Consider the following 15,514-nt stretch of genomic DNA (forward strand, 5'->3'; position numbering starts at 1 on the left):
CCGGCCCGGCGGCCGCCGGGCCCGTCCTGCGGGACGGCCCGGCGGCCGCGAACCCACTCCCGAGCCCACCCCGAGCCGCACGTCACCGGACCACTGGAGGTTCCCGTGAGAGAGATTGGTGTGACATGACCGCCGTCCAGGAGAAGCAGACGGCGGTGTCGTCCGGCGTCGCCGCGGACGTCAACCGGAAGGCCAAAAAGGAGAAGTGGGTCCGCCGGATCCCCTTGCTGCCGGCCCTCATCTTCACCATCGTCGTCACGCAGATCCCGTTCCTGGTGACGATCTGGATCTCGTTCCGGAAGTGGAACGCCAACCGTCCCCGGCTCTCGGGATGGACGCTCAACAACTTCGAGCGGGTGTTCACCACCAAGTCGACGCTGCTCGACCTCTGGCACACCGCCCAGCTGGTCCTCGTCGTCGTGCTGGTGTCGCTGGTCTTCGGGCTCGGCATCGCCCTGCTGCTGAACCGGCGCTTCTGGGGCCGCGCCGCGGTCCGCACGATGATGATCGCGCCGTTCCTCATCGTCCCGGTCGCGGCCGCGCTGTTCTGGCGCTACGGCATCTTCGACGCCCAGCAGGGCCTGCTGTCGGGCATCGCCACCATGGTCAACCACTGGTTCCACCCCGACGCCCCGGCGTCGACGGTGACGCTGGTCAGCAAGCACCCGCTGCTGGCCGTCGAGATCGCCCTGATCTGGCAGTGGACGCCGTTCATGACCCTGATCCTGCTGGCCGGGCTGCAGTCCCGTCCCGGCGACATCCTGGAGGCGGCCGCCGTGGACGGCGCGACCGGCTGGCAGGTGTTCCGGAACCTGACGCTGCCGCACATGCGGCAGTACCTGGAGCTGGCCGGCCTGCTCGGCGGCATCTACATCATCCAGAACTTCGACTACGTCTACCAGCTGACCAAGGACAACCCGAACACCGAGAACATCCCGTACCTGATCTACAAGACCGTGAACGCGGCCGGTGACTACGGCCTGGCCTCCGCGCAGGGCGTGGTGATCGTCATCGCGACGATCGTCATCGCCACCTTCGCGCTGCGCACGGTCTCCAGCCTCTTCCGTGAGGAGAACGCCCGATGAGCGCGCCCGTGGCCACCGCGTCACCCACCACCACGGCGCACGCAGCGCCGGCGGCCTCCCCGCGGGACGGCCGGCGCGGTGCCGGCGGCGTCCTGCTCAGCGTGCTGACCTGGGTGATCGGGCTGATCTTCCTCGCGCCGATCTTCTTCATGGTGCTGACCAGCTTCCACCCGGAGGTCCAGGCCACCCTGAACACGCCGCAGTACTTCGCGCCGCTGACGCTGCACGGATACCGCGAGTTCTTCGGGGCGAGCAGCGGCCAGAGCGTGTGGCCGTTCGTCATCAACTCGGTGCTCGCGTCCGTGATCTCGACGCTGCTGGTGCTGGCGCTGGCCATCCCGGCTGCCTACGCGCTGGCCGTGAAGCCGGTCTCCAAGTGGACCGACGTCATGTTCTTCTTCCTGTCGACCAAGTTCCTGCCGGCCGCCGCCGGTCTGGTGCCGCTGTTCCTGATCGCCAAGGCGACCGGCGGCCTGAACCAGATCTGGTTCATCATCATCCTGTACACGGCGATGAATCTGCCGATCGCGGTCTGGATGATGCGCTCGTTCCTCGCCGACATCCCGCCGGCGCTGTTCGAGGCGGCCTCGCTGGACGGCGCCGGCCTGATCAAGACCCTGCTCCGGGTCATCGCGCCGATCGCCATGCCCGGTATCGCGGCCACCTCGCTGATCTGCTTCATCTTCTCGTGGAACGAGCTCTTCCTGGTGAACGTGCTGACCAGCACCGAGAACGCGCAGACCCTGCCGGCGTTCCTGCCCAGCCTGGTCACCAGCCAGGCGCTGTTCCTGGGCAAGCTCAGCGCCGGGGCGTTCGCCGTGTCGATCCCGGTGCTCATCGCCGGGTTCGCCGCGCAGGACAAGCTGGTGCAGGGCCTGTCGCTGGGTGCGGTGAAGTGATGACGCCGCTGCGCACCGACACCCTCGACCAGCTCGACGTCCCGGTCCCGGGCTACGACCGGTCTGCGGTGACGGCCGGCATCGTGCACATCGGCGTGGGCGGCTTCCACCGCGCGCACCAGGCCATGTACGTCGACCGGCTGCTCGAGTCCGGGACCGCGACGGACTGGGGCATCTGCGGCGTCGGGGTGCTGCCGTCCGACGCCCGGATGAAGGCCGTCATGGACGAGCAGGACTGCCTGTACACCCTGGTGCTCAAGGCGCCGGACGGCTCCTGGGAGCCGCGGGTCATCGGCTCGATCGTCGAGTACCTCCTTGCGCCCGACGACCCGGAGGCCGTGATCGAGAAGATGGCCGACCCGGCCATCCGGATCGTCTCGCTGACGGTCACCGAGGGCGGCTACAACTTCCACGCGGTCACCGGCGAGTTCGACGCGGACAACCCCGCGGTGCAGGCGGACCTGCAACCGGGCGCCACCCCGCGGACCACGTTCGGGCTCGTCGTCGAGGCGCTGGCCCGGCGCCGGGCCCGGGGCATCACCCCGTTCACGGTCATGTCCTGCGACAACATCCAGGGCAACGGGCACGTGGCGCAGCGGATGTTCACCGCGTTCGCCCGGCTCCGCGACCCCGAGCTGGCCGGGTGGATCTCCGCCGAGGTGGCCTTCCCCAACTCGATGGTCGACCGGATCACTCCGGCCACCACCGACGAGGACCGCGCCGAGATCGCCCGCCGGTACGACGTGCAGGACGGCTGGCCGGTGGTCTGCGAGCCGTTCACCCAGTGGGTGCTGGAGGACCGGTTCACCCTCGGCCGGCCGCCGCTGGAGGACGTCGGGGTGCAGGTCGTCGCCGACGTCGAGCCGTACGAGCTGATGAAGCTCCGGCTGCTCAACGCCAGCCACCAGGGCCTGTGCTACTTCGGCTACCTGGCCGGGTACCGGCTGGTGCACGAGGTGGCGCAGGACCCCCTGTTCGCCCGGTTCCTGCTCGACTACATGGACCGGGAGGCCACGCCCACGCTCGCGCCGGTGCCGGGCATCGACCTGGACGCCTACAAGCACCAGCTCATCGAGCGGTTCTCCAACGCCGGGGTGCGGGACACGGTGGCGCGGCTGTGCGCGGAGAGCTCCGACCGGATCCCGAAGTGGGTGCTGCCGGTGATCCGGGAGAACCTGGCGGCCGGCCGGCCCTCGCCGCTGGCGTCGGCCATCGTGGCCAGCTGGGCCCGGTACGCCGAGGCGGTCGACGAGCAGGGCGAGCCGATCACCGTGGTGGACCGGCTCGCGGAGTCGCTGACGGCCGTGGCGCGCACCCAGCGGGACGACCCGCTGGCCTTCGTCCGGCAGCGGGCGGTGTTCGGCGACCTGGTCGACGAGCCGCGGTTCACCGAGCCGTACCTGGCGGCGCTGGACTCGCTGCACCGGGCCGGATCGCGGGCGACCCTCACCGCGCTCGTGGGTCAGCCGGCGCGCTGAGCAGGCCGGTGCCGCCGGAGCGGACGGACCGGCGGCACCGGACATGGCACCACCCACAGCGGCCCGGCGGACACCCGCCGGGCCGCTGTCGCGTCCGCGCCAGGGTGGCCGGGTGGTGTCGGGGCGTGCCGTGCACCTCGGTCAGGGCGTGCCGTGCAGGATGACCGCCCCGGGTGGTGTCAGGGCGTGCCGTGCACCTCGGTCAGGGCGTGCCGTGCAGGATGACCGCCCCGTCGTGCAGCACCCGGACCTCGGCGATGTCCGAGACCTGCAGGTCGCTGGAGCCGGGGATCGTCGCCCGCCCGCCGGTGGACATCCACGAGGCGGCCACCGACTCCCGCTGCTGGCGGTCCACGAACACCAGCTTGTAGCCGTCGCGGTCGTAGGTGCCCCCCTCGTAGGAGCACACGACCGTCACGTTGGTCCCCCACCGCTTGGCGTCCAGCGCCACCGTGACGCCCAGCGGGCCCGGCGTGGTCTGCACCAGCGGGACCTGCTCGCCCTGCGCCACCGGCGTCGACCCGGCGCCGGTCCCGGCCGCCCACGGCCGCACGGCGAGCACCACTGCCAGTGCCACCGCGCAGGCCGCGGCCAGGACGGACACCGATCCGACCAGCCAGCGGCGGCGACGGCGCTGCGCGGCGACCTCGTCGAGCAGCGCGGGGAGCAGGTGCGGCGGCGCCGCGTGCGGGGCCGCCTGCGGCACCGGCCCGGTGCCCGTCCCGACGGCAGCGGGCGAGCCGGGCAGCGGCGGATCCTCGAGAGCCTCCGGCCCGACCAGGGCGAGCAGACCGGGCATGCCGGCGAGCCGTTGCACGGACTGCTGGCACCGCGGGCACCCCGCCAGGTGCCGCTCGAACACCTGCCGGTCCGCCGGAGTCAACGAGCCGAGCACATAGGACGCGTCGTCCAGGCAGATCTCGTCGCCGGCCGCGTCGTCGCGGTGGCCCATCACGGGATCACCCCCATCTCCTGCAGGTTCAGGCGCAGCGCGTGCAGCGCGAAGTGGGTGCGCGACTTCACGGTGCCGACCGGGATGCCGATCCGGGCCGCGGCCTGCGGGGCCGTCGATCCCCGGTAGTAGCACTCGAGCAGCACCTGCCGGTGCTCCGGCGACAGCTTGCGCAGCGCCTCCCCCACCAGCATCGACTGCAGGACGGTGTCGGTGCTGTCCTGCCCGGCTGGGTCCGGCAGGTCCGGCACCTCGTCCCGGACGTCCTCCGGCCGCCGCCGGCCGGCACGCCACTGGTCGACAACGATGTTGCGCGCCACCGTGAACAGCCAGCTGCGCGCCGAACTGTCCGGCCGGGACAGCGCCTCCGGCGCCCGCCAGGCGCGCAGCAGCGTCTCCTGCACGACGTCCTGTGCCCGGTCGTGGTCGCCGCCGGTCAGCCGGAGGGCGAAGGACCACAGCGCGGGCGCGTGCTGGTCGTGCAGGCTGCGCATCAGTTCCGCGTCGCGTTCCACCGCTCTCCTCGGACAGGACGGGCCGCCCGGTCGGGTCGGCGCCCGGGATTCGGGCGTCGCGGACCGGCCACGTCCGCCGCTCCACCCGTTCCCACGACGGCCGGCGCCGGATGGTTCACCGGACAGGCTGCTCACAGCTTGAACGGTGAACCATCCGCCGTGGCCGTTCGTTGACCACACCATGACAGCGAATCCAGTCACCCGCCCGCAGACCGACGAGGACCACCGGGCCGCCGACTGCCCGCTCCCCCGTGCCGCGTCGGGACTGCCGCTCTGCGCGTCGCGCCGGCAGGCCCTGAAGGTGGCCGGGCTCGGCGCCGGCGCGCTGGCGCTGGCGGCGTGCGGCTCGGACAGCTCCAGCACCCCGTCGTCGGCATCGTCGGCGTCGTCGTCCTCGAGCGGCACGGGCACCGCCGGCGGCGCGGCCGGTTCGGGTGGCACCGGGCTCGTCGCGCTGGCCGACGTCCCGGTCGGCGCGGCGGTCAGCGCGTCCGACGCCAACGGGAAGCCCCTGATCATCGCCCAGCCCACCGCCGGCACCGCCGTGGCCTTCTCCGCGCTGTGCCCGCACCAGGGGTGCACCGTCCAGCCCGCCAGCAGCGACCTGAACTGCCCGTGCCACGGGTCGCGGTTCAACACCACGACCGGTGCGGTGCTCAACGGCCCCGCCACCAAGGGGCTCACCGAGGTCCCGGTCACGGTCAAGAACGGCCAGGTCGTTGCAGACTGAGCCGACGCCGGGATCGCCCGGGTCGATCACCGGACCGGAGCTCTCGGCGGGTCCGACGGGCACCGGCCCGGCGGGACCGACGGGTCCGGCGGCCCGGGTGGTCGGTGACGGGCCGGTCGGCGGTCGGCCCGGCGGGTTCCCGGCCACGCTCCTCGATCGCGGCGGTCGCCCTTCCGCGCACCCCACCAGCCGCCGGCAGGCCCTGCGGATCGCCGCCGTCGGCGCCGGTGCGGTGGTGGTGGCGGCGTGCGGCGCCGGCACCGGCGACGCGTCCGGCACCGGTTCCGGGACGCCGGCGGCGGGGACGTCCGGCGGGACGGCGGCCCCCACCGGGACGGCGGCCGCCGCGACGACCGGCGCGGGCAGCACCGCCACGGCGGACACCACCCGGTCGGCCACCGCGTCGTCCTCGACCACCGCGTCGTCGTCGACCACCGCGTCGTCCTCGACCGGCCGAGCCGTTCCGACGCCGTCCCCGCCGAGCCCGGCGGTGACGGACCCCAGCTCCGCCGCGGCGACCACCAGCGCGAGCACCGCGACCCCGACGACCGACGACCCGACGACTCCGGCGTCGGCCGCCACGTCGGCATCCACCGGCAGCGGCGGGCGGTCGAGCACGCGCCGCAGCTCGGCCGCGCGGTCGTCGACCGCAGCTCCGGTGGACGGGCTGGTGGCCGTCGGGGACATCCCGCAGGGCGGCGCGACCGGGGTCACCGCCCCGGACGGCCGGCAGCTGGTCGTCACCCGCAGCGGACCATCCACGGTGGTGGCGTTCTCGGCACGGTGCACCCACCAGGGCTGCACGGTCCGTCCGCAGGGCACCCGGTTCCTCTGCCCCTGCCACGGGTCCGCGTTCGACACCCGCACCGGTGCGGTGCTGCAGGGGCCGGCGGACGAGCCGCTGCCGGCGGTGGCCGTGCGGGTCCAGGGCGGTCAGGTCGTGCTGGCCTGACCGCCGGACGCGGGCAGGACGCAGAACGGGCCGGCTCCCCCGGGGGGAACCGGCCCGTTCTGCGTGGGACGACCGCGGTGACCGCCGGAGGACCGGCGGTCACCGGTGGGGTCAGCGGTAGTCGCGTCCCATGTCGTAGTCGTCCAGCGGCACCGCTGCACCGCTGGCCGCACCGAAGGCGTCCGCGCCGTAGTAGGTGTCGTCGAACGACGACAGCGAGTACGCCGCCGCGCGGGCCTCCTCGGTCGGCTGGACCTGGATGTCCCGGTACCGGGCGATGCCGGTGCCGGCCGGGATCAGCTTGCCGATGATGACGTTCTCCTTCAGACCCACCAGCTTGTCCGACTTGGCGTTGATCGCCGCGTCGGTGAGCACCCGGGTGGTCTCCTGGAACGACGCCGCGGACAGCCACGACTCCGTCGCCAGCGAGGCCTTGGTGATGCCCATCAGCGCCGGACGGCCGGCGGCCGCCTCGAGGCCCTCCGCCAGCATCCGCCGGTTGGTGGTCTCGAACTCCTTGCGCTCCACGACCGCGCCCGGCAGGAACTCCGTCGAGCCCGAGTCGATGATCGTCACCCGGCGCAGCATCTGCCGGACGATGACCTCGATGTGCTTGTCGTGGATCGACACGCCCTGGCTGCGGTAGACCTCCTGGACCTCCCGGACCAGGTGCAGCTGCACCCGGCGGGGACCCATCACCCGGAGCACCTCGTGCGGGTCGACGTTGCCCTCCAGCAGCTGCTGGCCGACCTCGACGTGGTCGCCGTCGTTCAGCAGCCGCTCGCTGCCCTCCACCGTGATGGTGGCGAGTCGCTGCGTCTTGGGCAGCTTGTCGTAGACGACCTCTTCGCTGCCGTCGTCCGGCACGATCGTGATCTTCAGGAACTTGTCGGCGTCCTCGATCCGGATCCGGCCCGCGGCGTCGGCGATCGGCGCCTTGCCCTTGGGGATCCGGGCCTCGAACAGCTCCTGCACACGGGGCAGACCCTGGGTGATGTCCGTCGAGCCCGACGCGGCACCGGTGTGGAAGGTCCGCATGGTCAGCTGCGTACCCGGCTCACCGATGGACTGCGCCGCGACCACGCCGACCGCCTCGCCGACGTCGACGAGCTGGCCGGTGGCCAGGCTGCGGCCGTAGCAGACGGCGCAGGTGCCGATCGCGGCCTCACAGGTGAGGACCGACCGGACCTTGACCGTCGTGACACCGGCCTCGACCGCGAGCCGGACGTGCTCCTCGCGCATGTCCGTGCCGGCCGGGAGGACGACCGTGCCGTCGGGGCCGACGACGTCCGTCGCCAGGACCCGCGCCTGGACCGAGGTCTCGACGAACTCGTCCGCCACCAGGCGGGCGTTGTCGCCGGAACCCACCCACTGCGCGATCGGCTCCTCGACACCGCGCTCGGTGCCGCAGTCGGACTCGCGGACGATGACGTCCTGCGAGACGTCCACCAGACGGCGGGTCAGGTAGCCCGACTCGGCGGTGCGCAGGGCGGTGTCCGCCAGACCCTTGCGGGCGGAGTGCGTGTTGATGAAGTACTCCAGGACCGACAGACCCTCGCGGAACGAGGACCGGATCGGCCGGGCGATCTGCACGCCCTTGGAGTTCGCCACCACGCCCTTCATGCCGGCCAGCGACCGGACCTGGATCCAGTTGCCCGCCGCGCCCGCGGCGACCAGCGTGTGGATCGGGTTGCCCTTCGGGTACGCCGTCTCGATCGCCTTGCCGATCTCGACGGTCGCGGCCTCCCAGATCTTGACCAGGTCCTCGCGGCGCTCCTCCGCGGACAGGTTGCCGCGCTGGAACGCCTTCTCGACGCGCTCCGCCTCGAGGTCGTACTTGGCCAGGATCTCCGCCTTGGCGGCCGGGATCACGACGTCGCCGATGGCGACGGTCATGCCGGACCGGGTGGCCCAGTGGAAGCCCGCCTCCTTCAGCTTGTCCAGCGTCTGCGCCACCACGGACATCGGGTAGTGCTCGGCCAGGTCGTTGACGATGGCGGCCTGCCGCTTCTTGGGCAGCTCATCGTTGACGAACGGGTAGCCGGCCGGCAGCAGCTCGTTGAACAGAACCCGGCCGAGCGTGGTGTCGACGATCAGCGGGTCGCCCGAGGTCCAGTCCTCGGGCAGCTGCATGCCGGGGCTCGGCACGACGTCGGTCAGCCGGATCTTCACCGGCGACCGGAGGTCGATCAGGCCGGCGTCGCGCGCCATGATCGCCTCGGCCGACGACGAGAACGCCAGCCCGGCGCCCTTGCCCTCCGGGTCCAGCCCGCACAGGTAGTACAGGCCGGTGACCAGGTCCAGCGACGGCATGGCCAGCGGCTTGCCGGACGCCGGCGACAGGATGTTGTTGCTCGAGAGCATCAGCACCCGCGCCTCGGCCTGGGCCTCGGCGGACAGCGGCAGGTGGACCGCCATCTGGTCACCGTCGAAGTCGGCGTTGAACGCGGCGCAGACCAGCGGGTGCAGCTGGATGGCCTTGCCCTCGACCAGCTGCGGCTCGAAGGCCTGGATGCCCAGCCGGTGCAGCGTCGGCGCCCGGTTGAGCAGCACCGGGTGCGACCCGATGACCTCCTCCAGGACGTCCCACACCTGCGGCCGCTGCCGCTCCACCATGCGCTTGGCGGACTTGATGTTCTGCGCGTGGTTCAGGTCGACCAGCCGCTTCATGACGAACGGCTTGAACAGCTCGAGCGCCATCAGCTTCGGCAGGCCGCACTGGTGCAGCTGCAGCTGCGGGCCGACGACGATGACCGACCGGCCCGAGTAGTCCACGCGCTTGCCGAGCAGGTTCTGCCGGAAGCGGCCCTGCTTGCCCTTGAGCAGGTCGGACAGCGACTTGAGCGGGCGGTTGCCCGGACCGGTCACCGGCCGGCCGCGGCGGCCGTTGTCGAACAGCGCGTCGACGGCCTCCTGCAGCATCCGCTTCTCGTTGTTGACGATGATCTCGGGCGCACCGAGGTCGATCAGCCGCTTGAGCCGGTTGTTCCGGTTGATCACGCGGCGGTACAGGTCGTTCAGGTCCGAGGTGGCGAAGCGCCCACCGTCGAGCTGGACCATCGGCCGCAGCTCCGGCGGGATCACCGGCACGCAGTCGAGCACCATGCCCAGCGGCGTGTTGTTCGTCGACTGGAACGCCGCGACCACCTTCAGCCGCTTGATCGCCCGGATCTTGCGCTGACCCTTGCCGTTCTTGATGGTGTCGCGCAGCGACTCCGCCTCGGCGTCGATGTCGAAGTCCTCGATGATCTTCTTGAGGGCCTCGGCACCCATGCCGCCGGTGAAGTAGTCGCCGAACCGGTCCTCGAGCTCGCGGTAGATCAGCTCGTCGACGATCAGGTCGCGGACCTTGAGCTTGCGGAACAGGTCCAGCACCTCGTCCAGCCGGTCCAGCTCGCGCTGCGCCCGGTCGCGGATCTGCCGCTGCTCCCGCTCGCCGCCCTCGCGGACCTTGCGGCGCACGTCGGACTTGGCACCTTCGGCCTCGAGCTCGGCCAGGTCGGCCTCGAGCTTCTTGGCACGGGCGTCCAGGTCGGCGTCGCGCGCGTTCTCCAGGTTCTTGCGCTCGACCGACATCTCGGCCTCGATGGTCGGCAGGTCGTTGTGCCGAGCCGTGTCGTCGACGCTGGTGATCAGGTAGGCCGCGAAGTAGATGATCTTCTCGAGGTCCTTGGGGGCCAGGTCGAGCAGGTAGCCCAACCGGCTCGGGACGCCCTTGAAGTACCAGATGTGCGTGACCGGCGCGGCCAGCTCGATGTGGCCCATGCGCTCGCGCCGGACCTTGGCGCGGGTGACCTCCACGCCGCACCGCTCACAGATGATGCCCTTGAAGCGGACCCGCTTGTACTTGCCACAGGCGCACTCCCAGTCCCGGGTCGGGCCGAAGATCTTCTCGCAGAAGAGGCCGTCCTTCTCGGGCTTGAGGGTGCGGTAGTTGATCGTCTCCGGCTTCTTGACCTCGCCGTGGGACCAGGCGCGGATGTCGTCCGCGCTGGCGAGTCCGATACGCAGCTCGTCGAAGAAGTTGACGTCGAGCACTGGATGCACGTCCCTGTCTGTTGTGTCTCAGGTGGCCGACCCGAGCCCTGGCGATCCGCGGGGATCGAGGGCTGGACCGGCCGGGTGTCGGCGGTACCGGTGGCGCTGGTGCTGCCTGCTCACTGCTGATCCCCGCCCGCGGGCCGGGCCCCGAGGAGAGTGGGGTCCGGCCCGCCGGCGAGGGGCTCCGGGTGGCCCGGCGCCGTCACCGTCTCCGGTGCGGCACGGGGCCGGGTCGCGCGGCGGTCGACTAGTTGACCAGGTCGTCCACGGACGCGGACTCGTTGCGCGACAGGTTGATGCCCAGGTTCGCCGCGGCCCGCTCGAGGTCGTCGTCGTCGCTGTCCCGCATCTCGATCGCGACGCCGTCGCTGGAGAGCACCTCGACGTTCAGGCAGAGGGCCTGCAGCTCCTTGAGCAACACCTTGAAGGACTCCGGGATGCCCGGCTCCGGGATGTTCTCGCCCTTGACGATGGCCTCGTAGACCTTCACCCGGCCGACGATGTCGTCCGACTTGATGGTCAGCAGCTCCTGCAGCGTGTAGGCGGCGCCGTAGGCCTGCATGGCCCAGCACTCCATCTCACCGAAGCGCTGGCCGCCGAACTGCGCCTTCCCGCCCAGCGGCTGCTGCGTGATCATCGAGTACGGGCCCGTGGACCGCGCGTGGATCTTGTCGTCGACCAGGTGCAGCAGCTTGATGATGTACATGTAGCCGACCGCGACCGGGTACGGGAACGGCTCGCCCGTGCGGCCGTCCAGCAGCGTGGCCTTGCCGTCGGTGCCGACCAGCCGGTCGCCGTCCCGGGTCGGGGTCGTCGCGCCCAGCAGCCCGACGATCTCCTCCTCCGAGGCGCCGTCGAACACCGGCGTGGCGGTCTTGGTGAACGGCTCGGCGTGCCGGGCCTCGGCCGCGATGTTCTCGGCCCAGCCCGGAGCGCCCTCGACGTCCCAGCCCTGGCTGGCCACCCAGCCCAGGTGGGTCTCGAGGATCTGCCCGACGTTCATCCGGCGGGGGACGCCGTGCGGGTTCAGCACGATGTCGACCGGGGTGCCGTCCGGCAGGAACGGCATGTCCTCCACCGGCAGGATCTTGCCGATGACGCCCTTGTTGCCGTGCCGGCCGGCGAGCTTGTCGCCGTCCTGGATCTTGCGCTTCTGCGCGACGTACACCCGGACCAGCTCGTTCACGCCCGGCGGCAGCTCGGCGCCGTCGTCGTCGCGGTTGAACACCCGGATGCCGATGACCTTGCCGGTCTCGCCGTGCGGCACCTTGAGCGAGGTGTCGCGGACCTCCCGGGCCTTCTCGCCGAAGATCGCGCGCAGCAGCCGCTCCTCCGGGGTCAGCTCGGTCTCGCCCTTGGGGGTGACCTTGCCGACCAGGACGTCGCCGTCCTGCACCTCGGCGCCGATGCGGATGATGCCGCGCTCGTCGAGGTCGGCCAGCACCTCCTCGGAGACGTTCGGGATGTCCCGGGTGATCTCCTCGGGCCCCAGCTTGGTGTCCCGGGCGTCGATCTCGTGCTCCTCGATGTGGATCGAGGTCAGCACGTCGTCCTGGACGATGCGCTGCGAGAGGATGATCGCGTCCTCGTAGTTGTGGCCCTCCCACGGCATGAACGCGACCAGCATGTTCTTGCCGAGCGCCATCTCGCCGCCGTCGGTGCAGGGCCCGTCGGCGATGACCGAGCCGGCCTCGACGCGCTGGCCCTCCTCGACGATCGGCTTCTGGTTGAAGCTGGTGCCCTGGTTCGACCGGCGGAACTTGTGCAGCCGGTAGGTCCGGTGCGTGCCGTCGTCGGCCATCACCGAGATGTAGTCGGCGGTGACCTCCTCGACCACCCCCGGCTTCTCCGCCACCACGACGTCGCCGGCGTCCTTGGCCGCGCGGGCCTCCATGCCGGTGCCGACCAGCGGCGACTCGCTGCGCAGCAAGGGGACGGACTGCCGCTGCATGTTGGCGCCCATCAGCGCACGGTTGGCCTCGTCGTGCTCCAGGAACGGGATCATGGCCGTGGCCACGGACACCGTCTGGCGCGGCGAGACGTCCATGTACTCGACCTCGGCCGGGTCGACCTGGTCGACCTCGCCGCCCTTGCGGCGGACCAGCACGCGGCCCTCGGTCAGCCGGCCGTCGGCGTCGAGCCGGGCGGTCGCCTGGGCGATGACGAAGCGGTCCTCCTCGTCGGCCGTCAGGTAGTCGACCTGGTCGGTGACGACGCCGTTCTCGACCCGCCGGTACGGCGTCTCGATGAAGCCGAACGGGTTCACCCGGGCGAAGGTGGACAGCGACCCGATCAGGCCGATGTTCGGGCCTTCCGGCGTCTCGATCGGGCACATCCGGCCGTAGTGGGACGGGTGCACGTCGCGGACCTCGAGCGAGGCGCGGTCGCGGGACAGACCGCCCGGGCCCAGCGCGGACAGCCGCCGCTTGTGCGTCAGGCCGGCCAGCGGGTTGGTCTGGTCCATGAACTGCGACAGCTGGCTGGTGCCGAAGAACTCCTTGATGGAGGCGACGACCGGCCGGATGTTGATCAGGGTCTGCGGCGTGATCGCCTCGACGTCCTGGGTGGTCATCCGCTCGCGGACGACGCGCTCCATGCGGGACAGGCCGACGCGGATCTGGTTCTGGATCAGCTCGCCGACCGTGCGCAGGCGCCGGTTGCCGAAGTGGTCGATGTCGTCGGTCTCGACCGGCAGCTCCTGGCCGCGGACGTCCCAGGTCTCCTGGCCGTCGTGCAGGCGCAGCAGGTACTCGACCGTGGACACCAGGTCGTCCTCGGTCAGCGTGCCGGTGCTCACCGGGACGTCCAGACCGAGCTTCTTGTTCAGCTTGTAGCGACCGACCTTGGCCAGGTCGTAGCGCTTGTCCTTGAAGAACAGGTTGTCCAGCAGGGCCTGGGCGCTCTCCCGGGTCGGCGGCTCGCCCGGGCGCAGCTTGCGGTAGATGTCCAGCAGCGCCTCGTCGGTGCCGGCGATGTGGTCCTTCTCCAGGGTCGCCAGCAGGACCGGCGACCAGGCGAACTGCTGCCGGATGCGCTCGGTGTCCCAGCCCAGCGCCTTGAGCAGCACGGTGACCGGCTGGCGGCGCTTGCGGTCGATGCGGACGCCGATGGTGTCGCGCTTGTCGATGTCGAACTCGAGCCAGGCGCCGCGCGACGGGATGACCTTGACGGAGAAGACCTCCTTGCCGGCGGTCTTGTCCAGGCTGCGGTCGAAGTAGACGCCCGGGGAACGCACCAGCTGCGACACGACGACGCGCTCGGTGCCGTTGATGATGAACGTGCCCTTGCTGGTCATCATGGGGAAGTCACCCATGAAGACGGTCTGCGACTTGATCTCGCCGGTCTCCGCGTTCATGAACTCGGCCGTGACGAACAGCGGTGCCGAGTAGGTCATGTCCTTGTCCCGGCACTCCTCCTCGGTGGCCTTGACCTCGTCGAAGCGGGGATCCATGAACGACAGCGACAGGTTGCCGGCGAAGTCCTCGATCGGCGAGATCTCCTCGAGGATCTCGTCGAGACCGCTCGGGGTCGGCTCGGTCTGGCGGTCACGCCAGGCCTGCGCCCCGACCAGCCACTCGAAGGACTCGGTCTGCAGGGCGAGGAGGTTGGGGACTTCCAGGGGTTCGCGCAGCTTCGCGAAGGAGACGCGCTGGGGGTTGTTCGCGGCGGTGCCGGTGACTGGCAAGATTCGTCCTTCCGAGGACTGGTGTTCTGTCTCGCACGGGTGAGCACCTGGCCGCCGCCGATGGTCGGACGTGCGGTGCGGCACTCTGCTGCTGCGGTGGGGGGCCGGCGTCGGCGGCGGCCCAGCGGCCCGTCGGCCGGGGTAGAGGGCGGGTGGGAGCCGCGCTCACCCTCGTTTGCCCAGCTCAGCCGCTGGGACCGGTCGGAAGGCCGGCACCTGGCTGAGGGCAGCAAAAAGAGAGCAGCGCAAACACGCAGCTTAGCAGCGATGGACAGAACTGTCCAGACGTGCCGTCGGCGGCGCCGACCGAAGGACCTCGGGGCACCAGCCCCGCAGGCCGGACCGATCCGGCGTCTCGCACCGACGGAACGCTCCCCCAGGTCACCGGGGAACGACGTCGCTCGACAAGCGTGGCCGGTCGATGGCGATCCGTCAAGCGGCCGCGCCCCGGAATGACCCGATGGTGTCGCCGATCGGTGCTGGTCACGGTCGTCCGGGAGCCGGAGCGGGGTCGAACCGGCCACGACGGCGGCGCCGGAGCGGGCGCGGCGGGACGGCCGACGCAGGTCCGGCGGGACGGCCGGCGCCCGTGCGGCGGAACGGCCGCCACCGCTCCGGCGGGACGTCGGTCGGGCAGGACCCGGACGGTCGCCGGCCCGGCCCGCCGTCTGGGGATCAGACCGGTCCGGACGTGCCGGCGGGCTCAGCCTCGGTGGCAGACCGCCTCGACGTTGTTGCCGTCGGGGTCGCGCAGGAACACCGCGTAGTAGCCCGGGTGGTACTCGGGCCACTCGCGGGGCTCGTGCAGCACCTCGGTGTCGACGGCGTCGGCCGCTCGCCGCACGGCGTCCACGGCGGCCCGGTCGGCCGCCGCGAAGGCCAGGTGGTTCTCCCGGCCGGGGCCGTCCCCCACCGCGGGCGACACCCAGAACCGTGGGTCGCCCGCCGGCCCGGCGAACCCGACGACCGGCCCCTGCGGGGTCGGGATCCGCACCGCCTCGACCACCCCGAGCGGCGCCAGGACCTGCGTGTACCAGTGGACGGCCGCGTCGACGTCCGCGACCTGCACTCCGATGTGATCCAGCATGCCGGGCACCCTACGGTCGGGCACCGACAGCCGCCCGGCCGCGCGCGGGGCAGGGCCGCGGACGCCGAACGGGGCGGCTCCCCGGTGGGA

General features: G+C 71.5%; 10 protein-coding genes. 5 read left to right on the top strand and 5 right to left on the bottom strand.

Going from position 1 to position 15,514, the window contains the following annotated elements; translation table 11 throughout:
* Positions 1 to 125: 125 nt before the first annotated feature.
* From IEY37_RS12095 to IEY37_RS12105, 3 genes are read left to right on the top strand one after another with little or no spacing between them, the layout of a single operon-like run.
* On the top strand, positions 126 to 1,085 hold the full coding sequence (locus IEY37_RS12095; protein WP_188941819.1) for a carbohydrate ABC transporter permease: 960 nt from the start codon (positions 126 to 128) through the stop codon (positions 1,083 to 1,085).
* The gene (locus IEY37_RS12100; RefSeq protein WP_188941821.1) at positions 1,082 to 1,984 is read left to right on the top strand and encodes a carbohydrate ABC transporter permease; all 903 of its coding nucleotides are present in this window, start codon (positions 1,082 to 1,084) and stop codon (positions 1,982 to 1,984) included. Before IEY37_RS12095 ends, IEY37_RS12100 begins: the two co-directional genes overlap by 4 nt.
* Positions 1,984 to 3,462 carry a mannitol dehydrogenase family protein gene (locus tag IEY37_RS12105; RefSeq protein ID WP_188941823.1) on the top strand — a complete coding sequence of 493 codons (1,479 nt, stop codon included), beginning with the start codon at positions 1,984 to 1,986 and terminating at the stop codon, positions 3,460 to 3,462. Before IEY37_RS12100 ends, IEY37_RS12105 begins: the two co-directional genes overlap by 1 nt.
* Before the next feature lie 202 nt (positions 3,463 to 3,664).
* Here the strand turns inward: IEY37_RS12105 and IEY37_RS12110 are convergent, their stop codons facing one another.
* On the bottom strand, positions 3,665 to 4,414 hold the full coding sequence (locus tag IEY37_RS12110; RefSeq protein ID WP_373298331.1) for an anti-sigma factor family protein: 750 nt from the start codon (positions 4,412 to 4,414) through the stop codon (positions 3,665 to 3,667).
* Positions 4,414 to 4,929 carry a sigma-70 family RNA polymerase sigma factor gene (locus IEY37_RS12115; protein ID WP_229674334.1) on the bottom strand — a complete coding sequence of 172 codons (516 nt, stop codon included), beginning with the start codon at positions 4,927 to 4,929 and terminating at the stop codon, positions 4,414 to 4,416. The genes IEY37_RS12110 and IEY37_RS12115 overlap by 1 nt, the downstream gene beginning before the upstream one ends.
* Before the next feature lie 181 nt (positions 4,930 to 5,110).
* Here IEY37_RS12115 and IEY37_RS12120 point away from each other — a divergent pair, with 181 nt between their 5' ends.
* Both IEY37_RS12120 and IEY37_RS22125 read left to right on the top strand, forming a co-directional pair.
* A complete protein-coding gene (locus IEY37_RS12120) occupies positions 5,111 to 5,659 on the top strand; it encodes a Rieske (2Fe-2S) protein (protein WP_188941828.1) in 549 nt (182 codons plus the stop codon).
* Positions 5,649 to 6,611, top strand: a complete 963-nt coding sequence (locus tag IEY37_RS22125) for a Rieske (2Fe-2S) protein (protein ID WP_229674335.1) — start codon at positions 5,649 to 5,651, stop codon at positions 6,609 to 6,611. Before IEY37_RS12120 ends, IEY37_RS22125 begins: the two co-directional genes overlap by 11 nt.
* Before the next feature lie 111 nt (positions 6,612 to 6,722).
* Here the strand turns inward: IEY37_RS22125 and IEY37_RS12130 are convergent, their stop codons facing one another.
* The 3 genes from IEY37_RS12130 to IEY37_RS12140 all read right to left on the bottom strand — a co-directional run bounded on the left by IEY37_RS12130 (position 6,723) and on the right by IEY37_RS12140 (position 15,424).
* Entirely contained in the window at positions 6,723 to 10,649 is a 3,927-nt protein-coding gene (locus IEY37_RS12130) for a DNA-directed RNA polymerase subunit beta' (protein WP_188942353.1), read from the bottom strand.
* Positions 10,650 to 10,899: 250 nt separating this feature from the next.
* Complete coding sequence (gene rpoB, locus IEY37_RS12135; protein ID WP_373298332.1) at positions 10,900 to 14,340, bottom strand: DNA-directed RNA polymerase subunit beta; 3,441 nt, start codon at positions 14,338 to 14,340, stop codon at positions 10,900 to 10,902.
* 700 nt (positions 14,341 to 15,040) lie between these two features.
* Entirely contained in the window at positions 15,041 to 15,424 is a 384-nt protein-coding gene (locus IEY37_RS12140) for a VOC family protein (RefSeq protein WP_188941832.1), read from the bottom strand.
* Positions 15,425 to 15,514 lie beyond the last annotated feature (90 nt).

Origin of the sequence: Nakamurella endophytica, assembly GCF_014646215.1 — a bacterium.
Taxonomy (GTDB): domain Bacteria; phylum Actinomycetota; class Actinomycetes; order Mycobacteriales; family Nakamurellaceae; genus Nakamurella; species Nakamurella endophytica.